Below are 17,471 nucleotides of genomic sequence, written 5' to 3'. Positions count from 1 at the left end.
CAGGAGACAAAGAGGAAGCGGGTTTTTACCCGCCGCTGGCCGATGGCGCTTGCAGCCCAAGCGCTGGGCAGCATCGCCTTGGCAGCAGGCATGGCAGGCGCGCTGCCCGCCCAGGCGCAAAGCCCCTGGCCCGACAAGCCCATCAAGCTCGTGGTGCCCTACCCGCCCGGCGGCAATGCCGACAACACCGCGCGCCTGCTGGCCACCCAGCTGGGCAGCCGGCTGGGCCAGCAAGTGATCGTAGACAACCGCCCCGGCGGCAGCGGCACCATTGGCGCGGCGGCGGTGGCCAAGGCTGCGCCCGATGGCTATACGCTGCTGCTCGATGCCACGGCCTTTACCGTCAACCCCAGCCTGTTTGCCAAACTGCCCTACCAGCCGGCCAAGGATTTTGCGCCGATCTCGCTGATCAACCAGGTGCCCTTGCTGCTGGTGGTGCCTGCCAACTCGGCTCTGCATACGGTGGCCGACCTGAGCCGGGCCGCACAGGCCGCACAGGCCGCACCGGGCAAGCTCAGCTATGCCTCGGCCGGCAACGGCGGCGCGCAGCATCTGGCGGCGGAGCTGTACAAGCAAGGCGCCAAGGTCGAGATGACGCATATCCCCTATCGCGGTGGCGCGCCGGCGCTGACCGACCTGATCGGCGGCCAGGTCGATGCGATGTTCAGCGCCACCACGGCCAGCGGCCCCTTTGTCAAAGGCGGCAAACTGCGCGCGCTGGCGATCACCTCTGCCCAGCGCAGCGAAGGCTGGGAGCAGCTGCCGACGATGGCCGAATCGGGCCTGGCCGGTTTTGAGGTCAACGAGTGGAATGGCCTCTTTGCCCCCGCAGGCACGCCCCCGCCGGTGCTGCAGCGGCTGGAGGCCGAAACCCGTGCCATCGTGGCCAGCCCCGAGATGCAGAAACGCTTTGCCGAACTAGGTGTACAAGGCGTAGGCTCCAGCGCGCAGGCCTTCTCCAGCTTTGTGCAGGCCGAAACCGCCAAATGGGCCGGTGTGATCCGCGCCAGCGGCATTCGCATGGATTGAGAAAGAGACAAGCACATGTTCAAGAAGAAAAATCTGCCAGCACTGGCGCTGCAAACGCTGGTGGCAGCGGCAGCGCTGGCGGCCAGCGCCAGCTTTGCCCAGGCCCCCGCCTACCCCGCCAAGCCGGTGCGGCTCATCGTGGGCTTTGCAGCCGGCGGCCCCACCGATGTGGTGGCACGCGCCTTTGCGGATTACGCCGGCCGCACCCTGGGCCAGCCTTTTGTCGTCGACAACAAGCCCGGCGCCAACACCATCCTGGCCGCGCAGGCGGTGGCCAGTGCACCGGCCGATGGCTATACCTTGCTGTTCGCTGCCACCAACCACACGATGATTCCGGGCCTCTATAGCGGCCGGGTCAAGTTTGATGCGGTCAAGTCCTTCCAGCCGCTGTGCACGGTCGCAACCAGCCCCACGGTGCTGGTGGTGCAGCCAGGCCTGCCGGTCAAGAGCCTGGCCGATTACATGGCACGCGCCCGCAAGGAACCCGGGCGCACCACGGCTGGCACCGCCGGCACGGGCAGCTCCGGCCACTTTGCCACCGAAATGTTTGCCCGTGCCAATGGCCTGCAGCTGAACCATGTGCCCTACAAGGGGGCCGCTCCGGTGGTGACCGATCTGATGGGCGGCCAGCTCGACAGCTCCTTCGCCACCCTGGGCTCGGTGCTGCCGCAGATCAAGAGCGGCAAGCTGACCGCGCTGGCTGTTGCCTCGCCCAAGCGCTCGTCGCTGCTGCCCGATGTGCCCACCTTTGCCGAGGCCGGTGGCGGCAAGTACTCGGCCGATGCCTGGTATGGCGTGATGGCGCCTGCCGGCCTGCCCGCCGCGATTGCACAGCAGCTGGAAAAAGCAGCGCGCGACTTTGCCAACAGCGCCGCCACGGTGGACAAGCTGCACAGCCTGGGCCTCGATGCCGACTCGACCTGCGGCCAGGCCTTTGGCAGCCAGGTCGCGCGCGAAGTGACGACCTATACCCAGATTGCACGCGACCTGGACCTCAAAGCCGATTGATTCTGGCAACGCATCTGCCATCTATTGACACGAACCATTAGGAGATACCATGCCCCGCTTTATCCAACCCCTGATCGCCGCTTGCGCACTGGCCGCCAGCATCGCGCATGCCGCCTTCCCCGAGCGCCCCATCACCATCGTCGTGCCCTACGCCCCGGGCGGCGCGGCCGATGCGGTGGCCCGTGTGCTGGCCACCCGCATGGGCAGCAAGCTGGGCACCAGCGTGATCGTGGAGAACAAGGCCGGCGCCAGCGGCACCATTGGCGCAAGCTTTGTGGCCAAAGCCAAGGCCGATGGCTACACGATGCTGTATGACGCGACGCCCTACTCGATCAACCCGCACCTCTTCGCCAAGATGCCCTATGCAGCCAACGCGCTGCAGCCCCTGTCGCTGGTGCTGCTGGCGCCCAATGCGCTGGTGGTGAAGGCAGAGTCGCCGCTGAAGAACGTGAACGACCTGATCGCCAAGGCCAAGGCCGAACCGGGCAAGATCAACTTTGCATCGGGCGGCAGCGGCACGGTGCAGCGCCTGGCGGCCGAGCTGTTCCGCCAGAAGCTGGGCCTGGACATGGTGCATGTGCCCTACAAGAGCGGTGGCCCGGCGATTGCCGATGTGATGGGCGGGCAGGTGGACTTTATGTTTGCCACCGTGGCTGCCTCCTACCCGCTGTTGAGCGGTGGCAAGCTGCGTGCGCTGGCCGTCTCTTCGCCCCAGCGCTCGGCACGCCTGCCGGAGGTGCCCACGGTGGCCGAGACCGTCATCCCCGGCTACGAAGCCTATGAATGGAATGGCGTGCTGTTGCCCGCAGGTACGCCAGACGCTATCTCCCAGCAACTGCACCAGGCGATCGCCGATGTGCTCAAGGAGCCTGAAGTGCAGCAGCGCCTGTCGGACCTGGGCGCACAGCCCGTGGGCTCGACACCGGCAGAGTTCAGCGCCTTTTTGAAAAAGGAAGATGCCAAATGGGGCGAGGTGGTGAAAAAAGGCAATATCAAACTCGACTGAGCTCCATCCCACTGGCCGCCGCAGCTGCAGCGGCCAGCCCCGCCTTCATGAAACGCCAGCACTGCGATGACCTTGCCTGATCTCTCCACCCCTGTCCCGCATTCGGTCGGCCTGAACCGACCCACGCGCAACCTGCCTGCGCTGGCCTGCGACAGCCATATGCACATCTTCGACACGCGCTTTGCGCCGTCGGCACACTGGCCGCGCACACCACCCCATGCGCCGGTGGCAGCCTACCGGCAGCTGCAGCAGCGCCTGGGCACCTCGCGCACGGTGGTGGTCACACCATCCACTTATGGCACCGACAATGCTTGCACCTTGGATGCGCTTGACCAACTGGGTGACAGCGCGCGCGGCGTGGCGGTGGTGGATGCTGCGGTGAGCGATGCCGAGCTGACGCGCCTCGCGGCGCGGCGCGTGTGCGGGCTGCGGGTGAACTTTGTCTCACCCCAGTCCTGGGGTACGACCACGCCCGAGATGCTGCAGACCCTGGCGCAGAAGCTGGCACGCCACCCGGACTGCGCTGGCTGGCATATCCAGGTGTTTGCCGAGCCCGCGCAGATCATCGCACTCCAGCCAGTGCTGCAGCAGTTGCCGGTACCCTTGGTCATCGACCATCTGGGCCGCATGGACCCGGCCGAAGGCGCATCGGCCGAGGCCTATGGCGTGCTGCGCCGTTTGCTCGATGGCGGCCGTTGCTGGGTCAAGCTCTCGGGCGCCTATATGCGCTCCCAGGTACATGGCCCCAGCTATGCCGATACCGTGCCACTGGGCCGCGCCCTCGTCCAGGCCGCCCCTGAGCGCCTGGTGTGGGGCTCCGACTGGCCGCACACCACCGAGCGACCGGGCAGCGTCAACGATACGGACCTGGTCCATCTGCTGCAGGCCTGGTCGGTGAGCGATGCGGTAATGGACCGCATTCTGGTGGACAACCCCGCTAAGCTCTACGGATTCACACCTCTCTGAACCCTGGCAAGATCCTGCACACACCCCTCCCGTTTTTGATGCCAAGAAGGCCGCCCCATGTTTCTGCTGCAATCCCCTGAAGTCCGCACCCTCGACACCTTCAGCGCCATGCCCGAGTCCTTTCGCCGCCGCGAGCGCAGCGCCTGGGCCGATGCCAACCGAGGCGGCACGGTGACAGACTCGTTTTTGGAAGGCCCGGTGTTCGACGAGGCCGGCAACCTCTATGTCAGCGATATCCCCTGGGGCCGCATTTTTCGCATCGATGCCCAAGGCCAGTGGAGTCTGGTCGCAGAGTATGACGGCGAGCCCAATGGCCTGAAGTTTCTGGCCCCCGGCAAGCTCTTGATCACCGACTACAAGAACGGCTTGATGCAGCTGGATGTGGCCAGTGGCGTAGTGACGCCTTATCTGGAGCGCCGCAATAGCGAGAGCTTCAAGGGCGTGAACGACCTGATTTTTGATGCGGGCGGCAACCTGTACTTTACGGACCAGGGCCAGAGCGGCCTGCATGACCCGAGCGGGCGCCTCTACCGCCTGCGCCCCAATGGCCAGCTCGATCTACTGCTGAACAATGTGCCCAGCCCCAATGGCGTGGCGCTGTCACCCGATGGCCGCGTGCTTTATCTGGCGGTGACGCGGGGCAACTGCGTCTGGCGCGTGCCCTTGCTGCCCGATGGCAGCGTTGCCAAGGTGAGCCAGTTCTTCACCTCGTATGGGCCCAGCGGCCCCGATGGCCTGGCCGTTGATGCCCAGGGCCATGTGCTGGTGGCCAACCCGGGCCTAGGCTATATCTGGGTGCTGAACCACCTGGCCGAGCCGGTGCAGGTGCTCTGCGGCATCAAGGGCAGCTCCACCACCAACCTGGCCTTTGGGGGCGCCGAGCGCAAGCAGCTGTTTGTCACCGATTCGACCTATGGCCGCATCTTGACGACCAGCATGGCCACGCCAGGCATGGCAATTCACCAAGGCAAGACAAGCTAACGCAGCGTGAACGCAAAGCGCATCGTGTCATTCGCCGCTTGCGCTGGCACGCTGGCATGCACCTCATTGGGGTAGCGCTGCAGCCGCACGCGCAGGCCCCAGCCTGACAGCGCTTCCAGCCGCTCGGCCAGCATGCGGGCCGATTCCGGATCGCCATCGGCGTCGCGGTCGCCCACGACCACCATCAGGCGGCTGGTGGCGCCGACTTTGCCGGCCTGCACCTTGTCGCGGAACACGCGCTCCTCCTCCAGAATATGCTGGCCGTTCCACTCCATCGACGGGCTGGCGGCCACAATCGCCTCAAAAGCCTGCGGGCGCTCGTACAGCGCATAAAGCGCAAACAGCCCGCCAAAGGAATGGCCGAACAGCGACTGCCGCTCCAGGTTGACGGGGTAGCGCTGGGCGATCTCGCCGCGCAGCTTGCCGGTCAGAAAATCCAGAAACGGCGCGCGCGCGCCGCTCTTGTACTTGGCAAAAGGACGCACCTCGGGCGACAGCGGCTCACGCAGTTGGGCCGTGTAATCAGCCATGCGGCGCACATCCCAGGCCTTGTCGCCCGGGTAGCCGACGCCCACGATGATGGCCTTGCCCACGGGCAGGTAGTCCTGCACCCAGCGCGCCTGCGCGAAGGAGCCAAAGTAGGCATTGCCATCGAGCACATAGAGCACCGGGTAGCCACCCTTGGGGGGCTCACCCTTGTCGGGCGCCGAAACAAAGATGCGGTAGACCTCGCCGTTGTCCGATGGCATGTCCCAGACCTGGGTGGCGGGCATCACATAGGGGCTGGCCGGGGTGGCTGCGGTGCTGGGCGTGGCCGTAGCGGGTGCATCGGCTGCAGCGCCCTGCGGGGCGGTTTGGGCCCCCGCCTGCGGCGCCGTGGCCAGCAAGCCGGCCAGCAGCGCCGCGCAGGCGCTTGGGTAGAGGGTGGACAAGCGCATGGGTGGCTTAGAAATCATGGCGCAGGTTAGCACTGAACTTGCGCGGCTCGCCAAACGGCGCGTACTCGCGGCCATACAGGTGGCGGTAGCTGCGGTCGGTCAGGTTGCTGACGACCAGGTTCAGCTGGGTCTTGGGGGTAATACGGTACTTGGCGTTCAGGCCCACCAGCACCAGCGCGCCCTGCTCGATGGTCCAGGCATTGGCGCCCGAGCCGCCGTTTTTATAGGCCTTGCTGGTGGCAGCCACATTGCCACCCAGCGACCACTGCGTGCCCGGCAGCTGGTAGTTGGCGGCCACGCGCATGCTGTGGCGCGGCTGCTCGGTGCGGAAGCGCTGGTCCTTTTGCGGGCCGGCCACATACTCGGCACTGGTATAGGTGTAGCCCGCAGCCAGGTTCAGCTCGCGGCTCACCTGGCCGTTTACGCCCAGGTCAAAGCCCTGGCTGACGACCTTGCCCGCTGCGGTATAGCAGGCGCCGCCGCAGGCATTACTGGGGTTGTTGGGCACGGAGGAATCGAGCACCGCCAGGTTGGACTGCGCCAGGCGGAATACGGCGGCCGAGACATTGAGGCGCTTGTTCAGCAGCTCGCCCTTGATACCCACTTCGTAGTTGGCGCCCACCACCGGGTCGAGCACATTGCCATCCTGGCTGCGGTTGGTCTGGGGGTTGAAGATGTCCGAGTAGCTGGCATAGGCCGAGTACTGGGCGTTGATGTCATACACCAGCCCGGCATAGGGCGTGACCACGCCCTTCTCCTTGGGCGCCACGACACCGGTCAAGCTGTTCTTGCGCTCGTAGTTGCTGATGCGGGTGCCGGTGATCAGCTTGAGCGCGTCGGTCAGGCTCCAGCGCGCAACGCCATAGACACCCATATTGCTGGTCTTGGTCTTGCTGGTCGATGCGCGCAGGCCATCGGGGATGGGGCCCAGGCCTTCGGGATCAAAGGTGTAGACATTGATTGGCGTGGTGGACGAGTAACCGGTGCCGGCATTCTCATCGCGGTAGCTGGTGCCGTTGACGCCCAGGGTCAGCTCATGGCGGCGGCCCAGAAAATCAAACGGCCCCGTGGCATAGACATCGACCACATTGGCGTGCATGACCGAGGTGTAGTTGCGCTGGCGGCTGCCGATGAAGAGGCCATCGCCGGTCACCGGGTTCAGGTTGCCCGAGAGGCTGCTGAAGTTCTCGATATCGTTATTGGTCTTTTGCCAGGAGTAGTTGGCCTTCAGGCTCCAGGCGCCGGCCAGCTGCTTGGCCAGGCCCACGGTGTAGATGTTGTAGTCGCGCACCGAACGGTGGTCGGCATCGCCCCAGAAGGACGAGCGGGGCAGCCCGGCATCGCTGCCATCGGCCGCCAGCGGCACGCCAAAATGGCCCCGGCTCGTGTCCTTTTGCAGCTGCACGCTGGCGCTCAAGGTGGTCGTGGGGCCCAGGTCGGCCTCGACAATGCCGTAGCCCGCATAGCGGTCACGGTAGACATAGTCGGTAAACGACTCGCTGTTATCAGACACGGCCACCAGGCGGCCCCGGATCACGCCCGAGTCGATCAGCGGGCCGGACACATCGCCGACCAGGCGCCGCTCTTTCCAGGAACCCAGCTGGACTTCGCCCTGCGCCTGGAAGGTGTCGGTCGGGCGCTTGAGCACCATATTGACCGTGCCGCCCGGGCTGCCAGCACCGGCCATCAGGCCAGCCGCGCCTTGCAGCACCTCGACCCGGTCGACAAAGGCGCTGTCGAACTTGGGCGAGCGGTTGCCGCTGTCGATGCCCGAAGGCGTGGCCATGCCATCGACCTGGGCCTGCATGCTAAAGCCCCGGCTGTAGTAGTTGGCGCCAATGCTGCCACCATCGACCGCAAACACGCCGCTCACTGCGCGCAGCGCATCATCGACCGAGGTCATGCCGGCGTCGTCCATCTGCTGGCGGGTGATGACCGTCAGGGTCTGCGGCGTTTCGCGCTGGCTCAGGTTCAGCTTGGAACTGGTGCTCGAATGCGCCGCCGCATAGCTGCCACTGCCCTCGGTGGTGCCGCTGCGCTGGGCCGCGGCCGTCACGGTGACCGTGTTCAAGGTCATGTCCGATGCCCCAGCCGCGCTGCCAGCTGCCGCAGGGTTGGCCGCCGGCAGCTTGCGCAGCACATAGGTCGCGCCCCCTTGCTTGACCACTTCAAAACCGCTGCCGCCCAGCAATTGGGCAAAGCCCTCCGCCTCGCCATAGCTGCCTTGCAGGCCGCCGCTGCGCAGCCCCGCCAGGGTGGACTGCTCAAACACCAGCTGCACGCCTGCCGTGGCCGCGTACTGCGCCAGCACATCTGAGAGCGGGCCCGCGGCAATCGCATAGCTTTTGGCGCCGGCAGCCGGCTCTGCCGCCAGGGCCCAAGGTGCCGCCAGCGCCAGGCCTGCGGCACTGCCGCCAACCAAGGTGGCACGGATCGCGCCATGCAGCAAAGCCAGCGCAAAGCGTTCGCGGTGCCGGCTGCGGCGGTGGGAAGAGAGAGTCATGGTTCGTCGTCCTGGTGATCTGGAAAGAAAAGAGCGGCACTGCATAGCGCCATTGCCCTGTACACCGAACGAGATCCAAAAAGTGATCACCTGAAGCGAAAAATAGTGGGAAAAATTTTCGCGGTGGCAAAAACCGGCTGCAGCGGGCTGCAAAACAAGCAGCGGTGGCCGCAAGACAAGCAGCGGTGGCTGCAGAACCTGCGGCTGTGGTGGCCAGCCATGCACACCCCAGCAACGCCCCTGTCGCTCTGGTGATGCCCCCAATACGCCCGTCAGCAAAGCGTAAGATCATGCAGATACATTTTGTAATATAAAGCAGCAAACGGTCTGTGCGCCGCGCTTCCAGCAGCACTGCGCCGCCGTCAGCCAGCCGCACAAAGACAGGCATCCATCAGCCAACCAGGACAGGGGGAGACCATGGCAAGACGCAAGAAAAGCAGCGGGTTCGAAGACATGCTGGATCTGCTGGCGCTGCTCCCCTGGTGGATTTGCGTGGCACTGGCGGGAGCGAGCTATGTCTTCCTGCACCGTTGGGCCGTGGTGCCCCCAACGGCAGAGCTGGCAGGCCGCCCCGCCGACATGATGGCAGCTGTCGTCCAGAAGGGGCTCATCTTTGGGCTGGCCTCCATCGGCCAATACCTGCTGCCCTTGATGTGCTTGATAGCCGCCGCTATGTCGGCCTGGCGCAGAAAGCAGCGCAAGGCCCTGGTCAGCACGGTGGCGCAGGCGCAAGATGTGGCCGCGCTGGGCGACATCAGCTGGCGCGAGTTTGAGCTGCTGGTGGGCGAGGCCTACCGCCTGCAGGGCTTTCGCATCATTGAGCTGGGCGGCAATGGGCCCGACGGCGGCGTAGACCTGGTGCTGCTCAAGGGCAGCGAAAAATTCCTCGTGCAATGCAAGCAGTGGAAGGCCCAGAGAGTCGGTGTTGCGATCGTTCGTGAACTCTATGGCGTGATGGCCGCCAGGGGCGCGACGGGCGGCTTTGTGGTGACCTCCGGCCGGTTCAGCAACGATGCCCAGGAATTTGCACGGGGTCGCAATATCACCCTGGTCGATGGCCACCAGCTGTTGGCGATGGTGCAGCGCGCGCGGCAATCGCTGGTGAATGGTCCCAAGGCTACGCAAGCCAGCGGCAGCCCGGTTGCTGCGCCAACGCGCACCACGGTTGCGACGGCCTCGGCTACCGCCCCTGTCGCAGCAAGTCCTGCCCCGGCCCAACCCGCCTGCCCGCGCTGCAGCGCCGCGATGGAGCTGCGCACTGCACGCCAGGGGGCAAATGCGGGCAAGTCCTTCTGGGGCTGCTCGACCTTCCCGGGTTGCCGTGGCACGCTTGCGGCAGCGTGATGGATGGCTGAAGGTCTGCCGATGCGCTTGTTCTCCACCCCTCGCCATGCCAGCCATTGCCCATCCACGCGCTCGCTGCTGCTGCTGGCCCTGGTCTGCTGCGCCGCACCGGCCTTTGCGCAAAAGCCGGTCTACCGCTGCGAAACGGCCGGCCGCGTGAGCTACTCGGATGCGCCCTGTGTGGGCGCTACGGAAATCGATGCCACGCCCACCCAGGGCATGGACAAGATGACAGGCAAGAGCCGCAAGGGCCAGGACGTGCAGCGCGCCGAACGCAACGCTGCCTTCGCAGAAGCCATCCAGCCCCTGACAGGGATGAACGCCGATGAATACCGGGTCCACCAGCGCCGCTTCAAACTCAGCCCCGCCGACAAGCTGGAATGCGCGCGTTTGGACAACCGCCTGCCCGGGCTCAAAAAGTCTGTGCAAGCAGCTGCAGCCAACGACCTAGCCCAGGCCGAGGTCGATCTGTACAAAGCGCGCAAGCGCTTCAATGATCTGAACTGCTAGCCGCTAACTTGTTTTTTAAAACGGCGAAGCAGAAGCCAGCGCTTGCCAAAAGCCAGCGCTGGCTTGTGTCAATCCAAGGGAACATTCCCCAAGCCCATTCCATGGCCATGGCGATCCTTGACTTGGAGCTGCCCACCAAAGCGATTGTTGGGTTCGTTACTCAGATAGCCGGTCATCAGCACGCCATCGCGAGTCCACAGGCATCGCACCGACGGAAACTCGGCGTCGATACGGTTGCACACGACCTGTCCGTCTTCGCTGGTCAGGTAGTCACCATCCAAGGCCGTCAGTGTCACGAGCTTGAATACCGGGAGGCTTTGACCGTAGAAGCCCATCCACCACTGGCCCAGCAGGCCTTGCAAGCTGGCAGCATCCGGCTCCAGCGACATGCGCACAATGCGCTTGGGCTCCTCACCGGGGATGGAGGCAATGCCCACCAAACGGTTGTCATCGTAGCCTTGTCGTACCGCATTCTCAGAAAAGCGAATCGACAGATCGCCTGCGGAATCCACCAAATGTCCGCTCGCTGGCGGTCCACCCAAAGCGCGGCCACCAGCGTATCGGTTGAGCGGAAAACTGGCATTGATGCCTTGGTACAGACCGCTTCCCATATGGAAGGTCGGTGCACCATCTGGCCGGTAATTGAATACCTGGGCCAGCACCATGCCGTTTTGCACATCGATGGCAAAACCCCGCCCCGGTTTACCGAGCAGTTCCTCCTCTACCACCCAGGTTCCACTGCTGGGGCTGGTCACCGGGTGGCAGTTGCGCGGATAGCCAACATATGCGTCGATAAAGGAGCCACAGCCAGTGATGGACACCTCTCCGCCACCAGCCACCGTGATGCCCTGAAGCGGCAGTTGTTGACTGACACCATTGCTCAGAATATCAACCGTGCCGTAGACATCGATACCCGCAATATGCAGACGCAGCGACTGTATATTTGCCTGCTCCGTGGGGATGCCACCATCGATGGGTTTGCAGGTATAAACATCCCGGCCATCCAGCCGCTCGCAATCCATTCGCTGCCGCAAATCACCGGGTATGTCGCGCAAGGTCATCAGCATTCCACGACCCGGGGTGGCAGAAGCACTCAGAGACATATTTGCAAAAAACGCCACCTGGCGATCGGCATCTACCGCCGAAACAATGAATCTGCGGGACCGTCTTTGGATCCAATAGCGGTCTTCAAATTCAGCACTTTGCATATGAAAGCGCTGTATGGCGACCTCCTCCTCGCCAGGAAACTGCACCGTGCCTTGCAGGCCATTGGCAAAGCTGACGGTGACATTGCCGGGCGATCCATCCTCCACGGCATCCCTTGCGGCACTGCCAAAACTGCGCCCACCGCTGTAGCGGTTCAGCGGGGCAGTGATGGTATTGCCGTCCATCTGGCCAGTGGCCATATAGAAAGTGGCATCGCCATTTTTCTCATAGCCAAATGCCTGCATGAAAAAGGTATTGCCCTGCACATCAATGGCAAGGCCGCGCCCTGGTTTGCCATCGAGCTCTTCGCTGATGATCCAGGTGCCCGCTTGCGGCGTGAAATCGCGCGCAGCCCAGCTGGAGACATGTGAAAAAGCAAGGCCTGCTGCAAGCACGGCCGTGCGTAAGGCTTGGATACGGATGGGAAGGCGCACTCTCTCTCCTATTTGATTATCAAATCAGTATAGATGAGCAGTTTATAAATTCCCCAAAGAAAGTGACAGCCCTCGCAACGGCACCGGCTATATATCACTCCGAATCAACGCCCCATTTTTAGGCCTAGCCTGCATTAATCCCGCTAGTAAGCTTGCTGAATACCTACGCACCATCACCTATGCAGCGCTGTGAAACATCCTCTGCATAACCCTGGTTCAGTGGAATGGACGCGGATCCTGAAGACCGCCCGCCTGCGCTCCGAACTGCTAGCCGCCGGGGCTTACTTGCTGAGCGACCGGCAAAACTGGGCAATGGCCTCGCCCGCCTGCCGCAAGGCCGCATCATCGAGCGCATAGGCCACACGGATATAGGGCCCCATGCCAAAAGCACTGCCATGCACGGTCGCCACGCCGGCCTCATCCAGCAGCGCGTTGACAACATCTTCATCGCTGCGCAGCAGCGTGCCCGCCCGGGTGGTTTTGCCAATCAGTTCCTCGCAGGATGCAAAGGCATAGAAGGCGCCCTGTGGGACATCGCACTGCAGGCCCGGCGCCTGGTTCAGCATCTCCACCACCAAGTCCCTGCGCCTTTGGAACACCGCCCGCGCGCTGACCACAAAGTCCTGCGGCCCCGTCAATGCGGCCAACGCGGCATGCTGGGAAATGCTGCAAGCGCCAGAGGTCTGCTGGCCTTGCAGCTTTTCCATGGCCTCGATCAGCCAGGCCGGGCCTGTGCAAAAGCCGATGCGCCAACCCGTCATCGCATAGGCCTTGGATACACCGTTCATCGTCAGCACCCGATCGCGCAAACGGGGCTCCACCTGGGCGATGGTGTGAAAGGCGATGCCGTCAAACACCAGGTGCTCGTAGATATCGTCGGCCAGCACCAGCACTTGCGGGTGGTCCAGCAGCACCTCTGCCAAAGCCTGCAGTTCAGCACGGCTGTAGACCGCACCGGTGGGGTTGGAGGGCGAGTTCAGGATCAGGCAGCGGGTGCGACTGGTGATGGCGGCCGCGAGCGCATCGGGGCTGAGCTTGAAACCGGTCTGCGCCGTGCATGGCACGGCTACCGCTTTGCCGCCACAGAGCTGCACGATCTCGGGGTAGCTGACCCAGTAGGGTGCGGGCACGATGACCTCGTCGCCCTCGTTCAAGCTGGCAGCCAGCGCATTGAAGATCACCTGCTTGCCACCGCTGCATACCAAGGTGTTGCGCCGCCAGTCCACGGCCAGCCCGTTTTCTTGCTTGAACTTGGCAGCCACCGCTTCGCGCAGATCGCGCAGGCCAGCCACCTGCGTGTAGCGGGTGTGGCCGGCGCGGATGGCGGCGATGCCGGCCTCGCAAACATGGGCCGGCGTGTCGAAGTCGGGTTCACCGGGGCACAGGGATATGACCTGCGCACCGGCGGCCCGGCGCGTTGCCACGCGGTCCATGACCCGGTAGGTGGCCGATGGTTTAGCCTGGGCCAGGAAGCGATTCAAACCATGGGCAGGCGCATTCATTGCTGCGTCCTCCAGCTGGTGAGGCCCATCAGCTCCAAGGTCGATTGGCCGTTTTGCAACGCCTGCATCATCCGGGCTTCCTTGTCGGCACGCAGCTGCCCCTGGGCCAGGCTGCGCTCGGCCTGTGCAGCCGGTATCACCAGCACACCATCGTCATCGGCCACGACCAGGTCGCCAGCGGCCACCGGCGTGCCGGTAAAGCTGATGGGCTGCCCCGCCGACGGCGCACTGGCCTTGATGGTGCCGCGCATCGAGATGCCGCGCGAAAACACCGCAAAGCGCCGTGCGGTAAGGGCCGCAATATCGCGCACGCCCCCATCAATGACCAGGCCGGCAATACCGGCGGCCTCTGCGGCCACGGTCAATACCTCCCCCCAATACCCAGCGACAAAGCCACCGGTGGAGATCACCAGGATGCTGCCACGCGGCGCCCGCTCCATCGCAATATGGATGGACAGGTTGTCGCCGGGTGAGCATTCCAGCGGATACGCAGGCCCGGCGACTGATGCGCCCGCCCATACCGGACGGATGGCCGCATCGACGGCACTGGTGGCCAGGCCAGAGGCCTCGAACAAGGTGGAGGTTCCCAGCTTGCAGGCCTGGGCAAGCTGCTCGGCTCCGTAAAACGTTGTCATGCTCAGTCCTTGGTTTGCAGTTGGTGGTAGCCCAGCGCAGCACGCGCCTCGCCCAAGGAGGTACCTTGTGCGATCTGCTCGCGGATGCGCGATTCGCTCTCCTCGATCTTGCGGGCCGTTGCTGCCACATCGCGGGCGCGGTGGCGCGGCACAATGACCACGCCATTGGCATCGGCCACCACGATGTCGCGCGATGCGACTCGCACCGTACCGACGGCCACCGTGGTGTTCAGCGACTCGACCTGGACCCGGTCCTTGCCGGTGCGCATAAAGCGGCCCACGCTGAAAATCGGGTAGTTATCGCCCAGCGCCTTGCCCACATCGCGGCACACGCCATCGATCACCGTTGCCGCAATACCGCGCAGGCCGGCGTACTGGGTCATGATGTCGCCCCAGACCGTGCAGTCGCTGCGGCCATCGTTGTCGATCACCACCACATCGCCTGGAGCGACGTCATCGATGAAATCACCCACCGTGCCGGGCGGGTTGCTGGCCGGCACGTATTTGACGGTAAAGGCCGGACCGACCACCGTTTTGCTGTAGTTCGCCAGGGGCATGATGCCCAGGGCCTGGCCGTGCAGGCCCAGCTTGTCCATGGCATCGGACACGCCGGGCGTATCCAGTCCTTCAAACAGGGCAACCAGTGCCTGGTCTTCCTGGCTCATTTTTTGGGGATGGGTCATGGTGTGTATCGCTCGATAAAGAAAAGGGCCATCGCCCGGTGATCACTGCGGCTGCGCGGCAATCGCTTCAAACTGCCGGTCATGCATGACCTCGGCCACGGAGCGCCCCGCGCGCACGGCGGCCACCATGCCGTCCTGGCGATGGGCAATGCGCTCGCCCAGGTCCAGCACTTCGTCGATACGGCCCGCTGGTATGAAGACCGTGCCGCAGCGATCGGCAATCACATAGTCGTCCTGCTGCACGGTGACGCCAGCCATCTGCACGGGCTGGGCCGCATGCAACTGCACCACGCGGTTGCGGGCGCTGACCATGGTCAGTCCACGGCCATAAACGGGATAGCCAATGTCTGCACTGCCATCGATATCGCGGCTCAGACCATCGATGACGGTGCCGCGCACCTGCCTGGCAACTGCGGCATTGGCCAGGATGTCGCCCCAGCAGGAGATGCCCTCCACCCCGCCGGCAACCACGAGCACGCGGTCATCCGAGACCACGGCATCGATGACGGGAGAGATCAGGTGCACGGCAGGCTTGGCATCGCCCTTACGGCCCAGCTGTATGGTGCTGGCAAGCCCAACCAGCTTGGGGCAGTTCCACAGCGGCAGCAGGCCGACCGTGGCCCCGGGCAGGCCAAGAAAATCGAGCGCGTCGGAGACCGTATTGGTGTCCAGCGCCCTGAGGCGTTCAAGGTGGAGATTTGAGTGGGTCATCGCGTGCATTCCAGGGAAGTGCTGGCATCATCCGGTCCGCGATCTGATATGTGAAATACTTATCAAATATCTCTCTGATACGAATATCAGAATAGAAATATCACTCGAAGGAGAGCACCATGAGCCACATCGACTTTCGCCTGATTCGCCAGCTGTGGATGTTCCTGGCCGTGGCCGAGGAGCAGAACTTTGGGCGGGCTGCTGCACGCCTGTCCATGTCGCAGCCGCCGTTAACCGAGCAGATCAAGGTGCTCGAGCACTCGCTCAAGTTGCAGCTGTTCGAGCGCTCCAGGCGTGGCACCAAGCTCAGCCCTGCGGGCGCGGCCATCCTGCCAGCAGTGCGGCAGTTCGCACTGCAGGTGGAGCAGCTCGAGCGCGTGGTGCGCGAGGTTGCAGCCGGGCAATCCGGCGTGCTGCATGTCGGCGCCATAACCTCCGCCATGCTGGACACGGTACCGCCATTGCAGGACTACATGCGCAGCCAGCACCCCCATGTGACGGTCTTTGTGCGCGAGATCGACAGCGCCGATGCCATACCCGCGCTGCAAGCCGGCGATCTGGACCTGGCTTTTGTACGCTTGGAGGGCGATGTGGGCCAGGGCATTGCCACCTTGCCGATGATGGAGGACCGGCTGGCCGTCGCCTTGCGCAAGGACCACCCCCTTGCGGGCCAATCCCAGGTCCGCCTCAAGTCGCTGAGCCACGAGCCCATGGTGATGTCGTCGCGCCAGGTCAGCCCGGTGTATTTCGACATGCTGGTGGGGGTGTGCCGCGCCCAGGGCTTTGCACCGCGCGTGATGCATGAGGTGCGCTCGGTGTCTTCACAGATCGCCTATGTGAGCTGCGGCCAGGGCGTGGCCCTGGTGCCTGCTTCCATGCGGCGCCTGGCGCCCGAGAATGTGGTCGTCCGCCCGCTGCGCGAGAAAACCATGGTGGTCACCGCTGCGGCCGCCTGGAATGCGGAGCGCCACCATCCCTTGCTGGACGAGGCAGTCGCCTGGCTGCATGCGCAACGCCTATCCAGGAAGACCCACGCAGCCTCGGCCGGCTAGCTTGTCAGCACTGCACCTGGCTGCGCTGTGGGCGGTTAAAGATTCAACGCCAACTCCGGCCCCTCCGCCCAGGACACACAGGTACACATCGCATGGCCGCGCAATGCAGGCGCAATGCTGTCGCGGTGGATGGGGGTGCCGCTGACCACCTCCGTCAGGCAGGCGCTGCAAACACCGCGCCGGCACTCATAGCCCGTCCAGGCGCCTGCGGCCAGCAAGGCATCGAGCAGCGATTGGCCAGGCGCCACATCGATGCGCTGGCCCGACTGCACCAGCGTGACCCGCAATGGACCGTCGCTGGCGTCGGCAGCCGCGCCAAAGCTCTCGCTGTGGATGCGCTCGGGCGCCCAGCCCAGCTGTGCGGCAGCGGCGCGCACGGCGGCCACCAAACCGGTAGGACCGCAGACATAGACCTGGCTGCCGGGCACTTGCGCGGCCAGCAAGCCGGGCAGGTCCAGGCTGCTGCGGCCGATATGGGTCTGACCAGGCAGGCTTGGGTCCAACGGCCACTGCCGGGCGAGGTCGTGCACGATCTGATGCAAGGCAAAGCTTTGCCCTGCTTGCTGCAGATGCTCGGCCATGCTCAGCAACGGCGTGATGCCGATGCCGCCGCCGATCAAGAGCGTGTACGGTGCATCGGGCTGCAGTGCGAATTCATGGGCCAGCTCCAGCACGCGCAGCCTGTCCCCCACGGCCAGCTGGTCGTGGATGAAATGCGATCCGCCCTGGCTCTGCGCGGTGCGCAGTACGGCGATGCTGTAGTGGTCCAGTGCCGGGCCGGTGTGCAGCAAGGAGTAGCGCCGCACGCGGCCGTCCAGGTCCAGGGCGATGTGGGCGCCGGGTTCTGCACCGGGCAGCAGCTGGCCTTCGGGGTGGCGCAGCACCAGGCGCACAATGTCGGCGGCGATGGCTTGCTTGTCAGCAACCACCAGGTCCAGGCTTGTCAGGGGTTCCATGGGCATT

Annotated in this window: 16 protein-coding genes; 8 read left to right on the top strand and 8 right to left on the bottom strand. The window is 64.4% G+C overall.

Going from position 1 to position 17,471, the window contains the following annotated elements; translation table 11 throughout:
* Nucleotides 1-42: 42 nt before the first annotated feature.
* From H928_RS0110115 to H928_RS0110095, 5 genes are all read left to right on the top strand, one after another.
* Nucleotides 43-1,029 carry a tripartite tricarboxylate transporter substrate binding protein gene (locus H928_RS0110115; protein ID WP_021026394.1) on the top strand — a complete coding sequence of 329 codons (987 nt, stop codon included), beginning with the start codon at nucleotides 43-45 and terminating at the stop codon, nucleotides 1,027-1,029.
* Between the two features lie 15 nt (nucleotides 1,030-1,044).
* The gene (locus tag H928_RS0110110; protein ID WP_021026393.1) at nucleotides 1,045-2,037 is read left to right on the top strand and encodes a tripartite tricarboxylate transporter substrate binding protein; all 993 of its coding nucleotides are present in this window, start codon (nucleotides 1,045-1,047) and stop codon (nucleotides 2,035-2,037) included.
* Nucleotides 2,038-2,086: 49 nt separating this feature from the next.
* On the top strand, nucleotides 2,087-3,043 hold the full coding sequence (locus H928_RS0110105; RefSeq protein WP_021026392.1) for a tripartite tricarboxylate transporter substrate binding protein: 957 nt from the start codon (nucleotides 2,087-2,089) through the stop codon (nucleotides 3,041-3,043).
* A gap of 66 nt (nucleotides 3,044-3,109) precedes the next feature.
* Nucleotides 3,110-4,009 (top strand): amidohydrolase, encoded by a 900-nt coding sequence (locus H928_RS0110100; RefSeq protein WP_021026391.1) that lies wholly within the window; start codon nucleotides 3,110-3,112, stop codon nucleotides 4,007-4,009.
* A gap of 57 nt (nucleotides 4,010-4,066) precedes the next feature.
* The gene (locus H928_RS0110095) at nucleotides 4,067-4,990 is read left to right on the top strand and encodes an SMP-30/gluconolactonase/LRE family protein (RefSeq protein WP_021026390.1); all 924 of its coding nucleotides are present in this window, start codon (nucleotides 4,067-4,069) and stop codon (nucleotides 4,988-4,990) included.
* On the opposite strand, the gene H928_RS27055 is transcribed toward H928_RS0110095, so the two are convergent.
* Together H928_RS27055 and H928_RS27050 are read right to left on the bottom strand one after the other, a co-directional pair.
* Nucleotides 4,987-5,928, bottom strand: coding sequence for an alpha/beta hydrolase (locus H928_RS27055; protein WP_021026389.1), 942 nt, complete (start codon nucleotides 5,926-5,928; stop codon nucleotides 4,987-4,989). The genes H928_RS0110095 and H928_RS27055 overlap by 4 nt on opposite strands.
* 7 nt (nucleotides 5,929-5,935) lie before the next feature.
* Complete coding sequence (locus H928_RS27050) at nucleotides 5,936-8,431, bottom strand: TonB-dependent receptor (RefSeq protein ID WP_021026388.1); 2,496 nt, start codon at nucleotides 8,429-8,431, stop codon at nucleotides 5,936-5,938.
* A gap of 417 nt (nucleotides 8,432-8,848) precedes the next feature.
* Here H928_RS27050 and H928_RS0110080 point away from each other — a divergent pair, with 417 nt between their 5' ends.
* Both H928_RS0110080 and H928_RS0110075 read left to right on the top strand, forming a co-directional pair.
* On the top strand, nucleotides 8,849-9,775 hold the full coding sequence (locus tag H928_RS0110080; RefSeq protein WP_021026387.1) for a restriction endonuclease: 927 nt from the start codon (nucleotides 8,849-8,851) through the stop codon (nucleotides 9,773-9,775).
* 21 nt (nucleotides 9,776-9,796) lie between these two features.
* The gene (locus H928_RS0110075) at nucleotides 9,797-10,285 is read left to right on the top strand and encodes a DUF4124 domain-containing protein (protein WP_027010783.1); all 489 of its coding nucleotides are present in this window, start codon (nucleotides 9,797-9,799) and stop codon (nucleotides 10,283-10,285) included.
* A 68-nt stretch (nucleotides 10,286-10,353) separates the two neighbouring features.
* Here the strand turns inward: H928_RS0110075 and H928_RS30110 are convergent, their stop codons facing one another.
* The 5 genes from H928_RS30110 to H928_RS0110050 form a co-directional block, all read right to left on the bottom strand.
* Nucleotides 10,354-11,925 carry a hypothetical protein gene (locus H928_RS30110; protein ID WP_148293117.1) on the bottom strand — a complete coding sequence of 524 codons (1,572 nt, stop codon included), beginning with the start codon at nucleotides 11,923-11,925 and terminating at the stop codon, nucleotides 10,354-10,356.
* Nucleotides 11,926-12,206: 281 nt separating this feature from the next.
* Entirely contained in the window at nucleotides 12,207-13,427 is a 1,221-nt protein-coding gene (locus H928_RS0110065; RefSeq protein ID WP_021026384.1) for a pyridoxal phosphate-dependent aminotransferase, read from the bottom strand.
* A complete protein-coding gene (locus H928_RS0110060) occupies nucleotides 13,424-14,062 on the bottom strand; it encodes an RraA family protein (protein ID WP_021026383.1) in 639 nt (212 codons plus the stop codon). The genes H928_RS0110065 and H928_RS0110060 overlap by 4 nt, the downstream gene beginning before the upstream one ends.
* Before the next feature lie 2 nt (nucleotides 14,063-14,064).
* Nucleotides 14,065-14,727 (bottom strand): RraA family protein, encoded by a 663-nt coding sequence (locus H928_RS0110055; RefSeq protein WP_027010782.1) that lies wholly within the window; start codon nucleotides 14,725-14,727, stop codon nucleotides 14,065-14,067.
* A 60-nt stretch (nucleotides 14,728-14,787) separates the two neighbouring features.
* On the bottom strand, nucleotides 14,788-15,456 hold the full coding sequence (locus H928_RS0110050; RefSeq protein ID WP_021026381.1) for an RraA family protein: 669 nt from the start codon (nucleotides 15,454-15,456) through the stop codon (nucleotides 14,788-14,790).
* A gap of 119 nt (nucleotides 15,457-15,575) precedes the next feature.
* Between H928_RS0110050 and H928_RS0110045 the strand changes: the two genes are divergently transcribed.
* Complete coding sequence (locus H928_RS0110045) at nucleotides 15,576-16,508, top strand: LysR family transcriptional regulator (protein WP_021026380.1); 933 nt, start codon at nucleotides 15,576-15,578, stop codon at nucleotides 16,506-16,508.
* A 35-nt stretch (nucleotides 16,509-16,543) separates the two neighbouring features.
* Here the strand turns inward: H928_RS0110045 and H928_RS27040 are convergent, their stop codons facing one another.
* Nucleotides 16,544-17,464 carry a PDR/VanB family oxidoreductase gene (locus tag H928_RS27040; RefSeq protein ID WP_021026379.1) on the bottom strand — a complete coding sequence of 307 codons (921 nt, stop codon included), beginning with the start codon at nucleotides 17,462-17,464 and terminating at the stop codon, nucleotides 16,544-16,546.
* Nucleotides 17,465-17,471 lie beyond the last annotated feature (7 nt).

The sequence above is a fragment of the Comamonas sp. B-9 genome (assembly GCF_000410635.1).
Classification (GTDB): Bacteria; Pseudomonadota; Gammaproteobacteria; order Burkholderiales; family Burkholderiaceae_C; genus Comamonas.
Note: the sequence above shows the minus strand (reverse complement) of the source record. Positions and strands in the feature narration are given on the sequence as shown.

Bases quoted from the DNA above. Each gene is read 5' to 3' on its own strand.
- H928_RS0110075 (WP_027010783.1), top strand. From the start codon at position 9,797: ATGCGCTTGTTCTCCACCCCTCGCCATGCCAGCCATTGCCCATCCACG.
- H928_RS0110080 (WP_021026387.1), top strand. From the start codon at position 8,849: ATGGCAAGACGCAAGAAAAGCAGCGGGTTCGAAGACATGCTGGATCTG.
- H928_RS27050 (WP_021026388.1), bottom strand. From the start codon at position 8,431: ATGACTCTCTCTTCCCACCGCCGCAGCCGGCACCGCGAACGCTTTGCG.
- H928_RS0110050 (WP_021026381.1), bottom strand. From the start codon at position 15,456: ATGACCCACTCAAATCTCCACCTTGAACGCCTCAGGGCGCTGGACACC.
- H928_RS0110055 (WP_027010782.1), bottom strand. From the start codon at position 14,727: ATGAGCCAGGAAGACCAGGCACTGGTTGCCCTGTTTGAAGGACTGGAT.
- H928_RS27055 (WP_021026389.1), bottom strand. From the start codon at position 5,928: ATGCGCTTGTCCACCCTCTACCCAAGCGCCTGCGCGGCGCTGCTGGCC.
- H928_RS0110060 (WP_021026383.1), bottom strand. From the start codon at position 14,062: ATGACAACGTTTTACGGAGCCGAGCAGCTTGCCCAGGCCTGCAAGCTG.
- H928_RS0110110 (WP_021026393.1), top strand. From the start codon at position 1,045: ATGTTCAAGAAGAAAAATCTGCCAGCACTGGCGCTGCAAACGCTGGTG.
- H928_RS0110095 (WP_021026390.1), top strand. From the start codon at position 4,067: ATGTTTCTGCTGCAATCCCCTGAAGTCCGCACCCTCGACACCTTCAGC.
- H928_RS0110115 (WP_021026394.1), top strand. From the start codon at position 43: ATGGCGCTTGCAGCCCAAGCGCTGGGCAGCATCGCCTTGGCAGCAGGC.
- H928_RS0110065 (WP_021026384.1), bottom strand. From the start codon at position 13,427: ATGAATGCGCCTGCCCATGGTTTGAATCGCTTCCTGGCCCAGGCTAAA.
- H928_RS0110100 (WP_021026391.1), top strand. From the start codon at position 3,110: ATGACCTTGCCTGATCTCTCCACCCCTGTCCCGCATTCGGTCGGCCTG.
- H928_RS27040 (WP_021026379.1), bottom strand. From the start codon at position 17,464: ATGGAACCCCTGACAAGCCTGGACCTGGTGGTTGCTGACAAGCAAGCC.
- H928_RS0110105 (WP_021026392.1), top strand. From the start codon at position 2,087: ATGCCCCGCTTTATCCAACCCCTGATCGCCGCTTGCGCACTGGCCGCC.
- H928_RS0110045 (WP_021026380.1), top strand. From the start codon at position 15,576: ATGAGCCACATCGACTTTCGCCTGATTCGCCAGCTGTGGATGTTCCTG.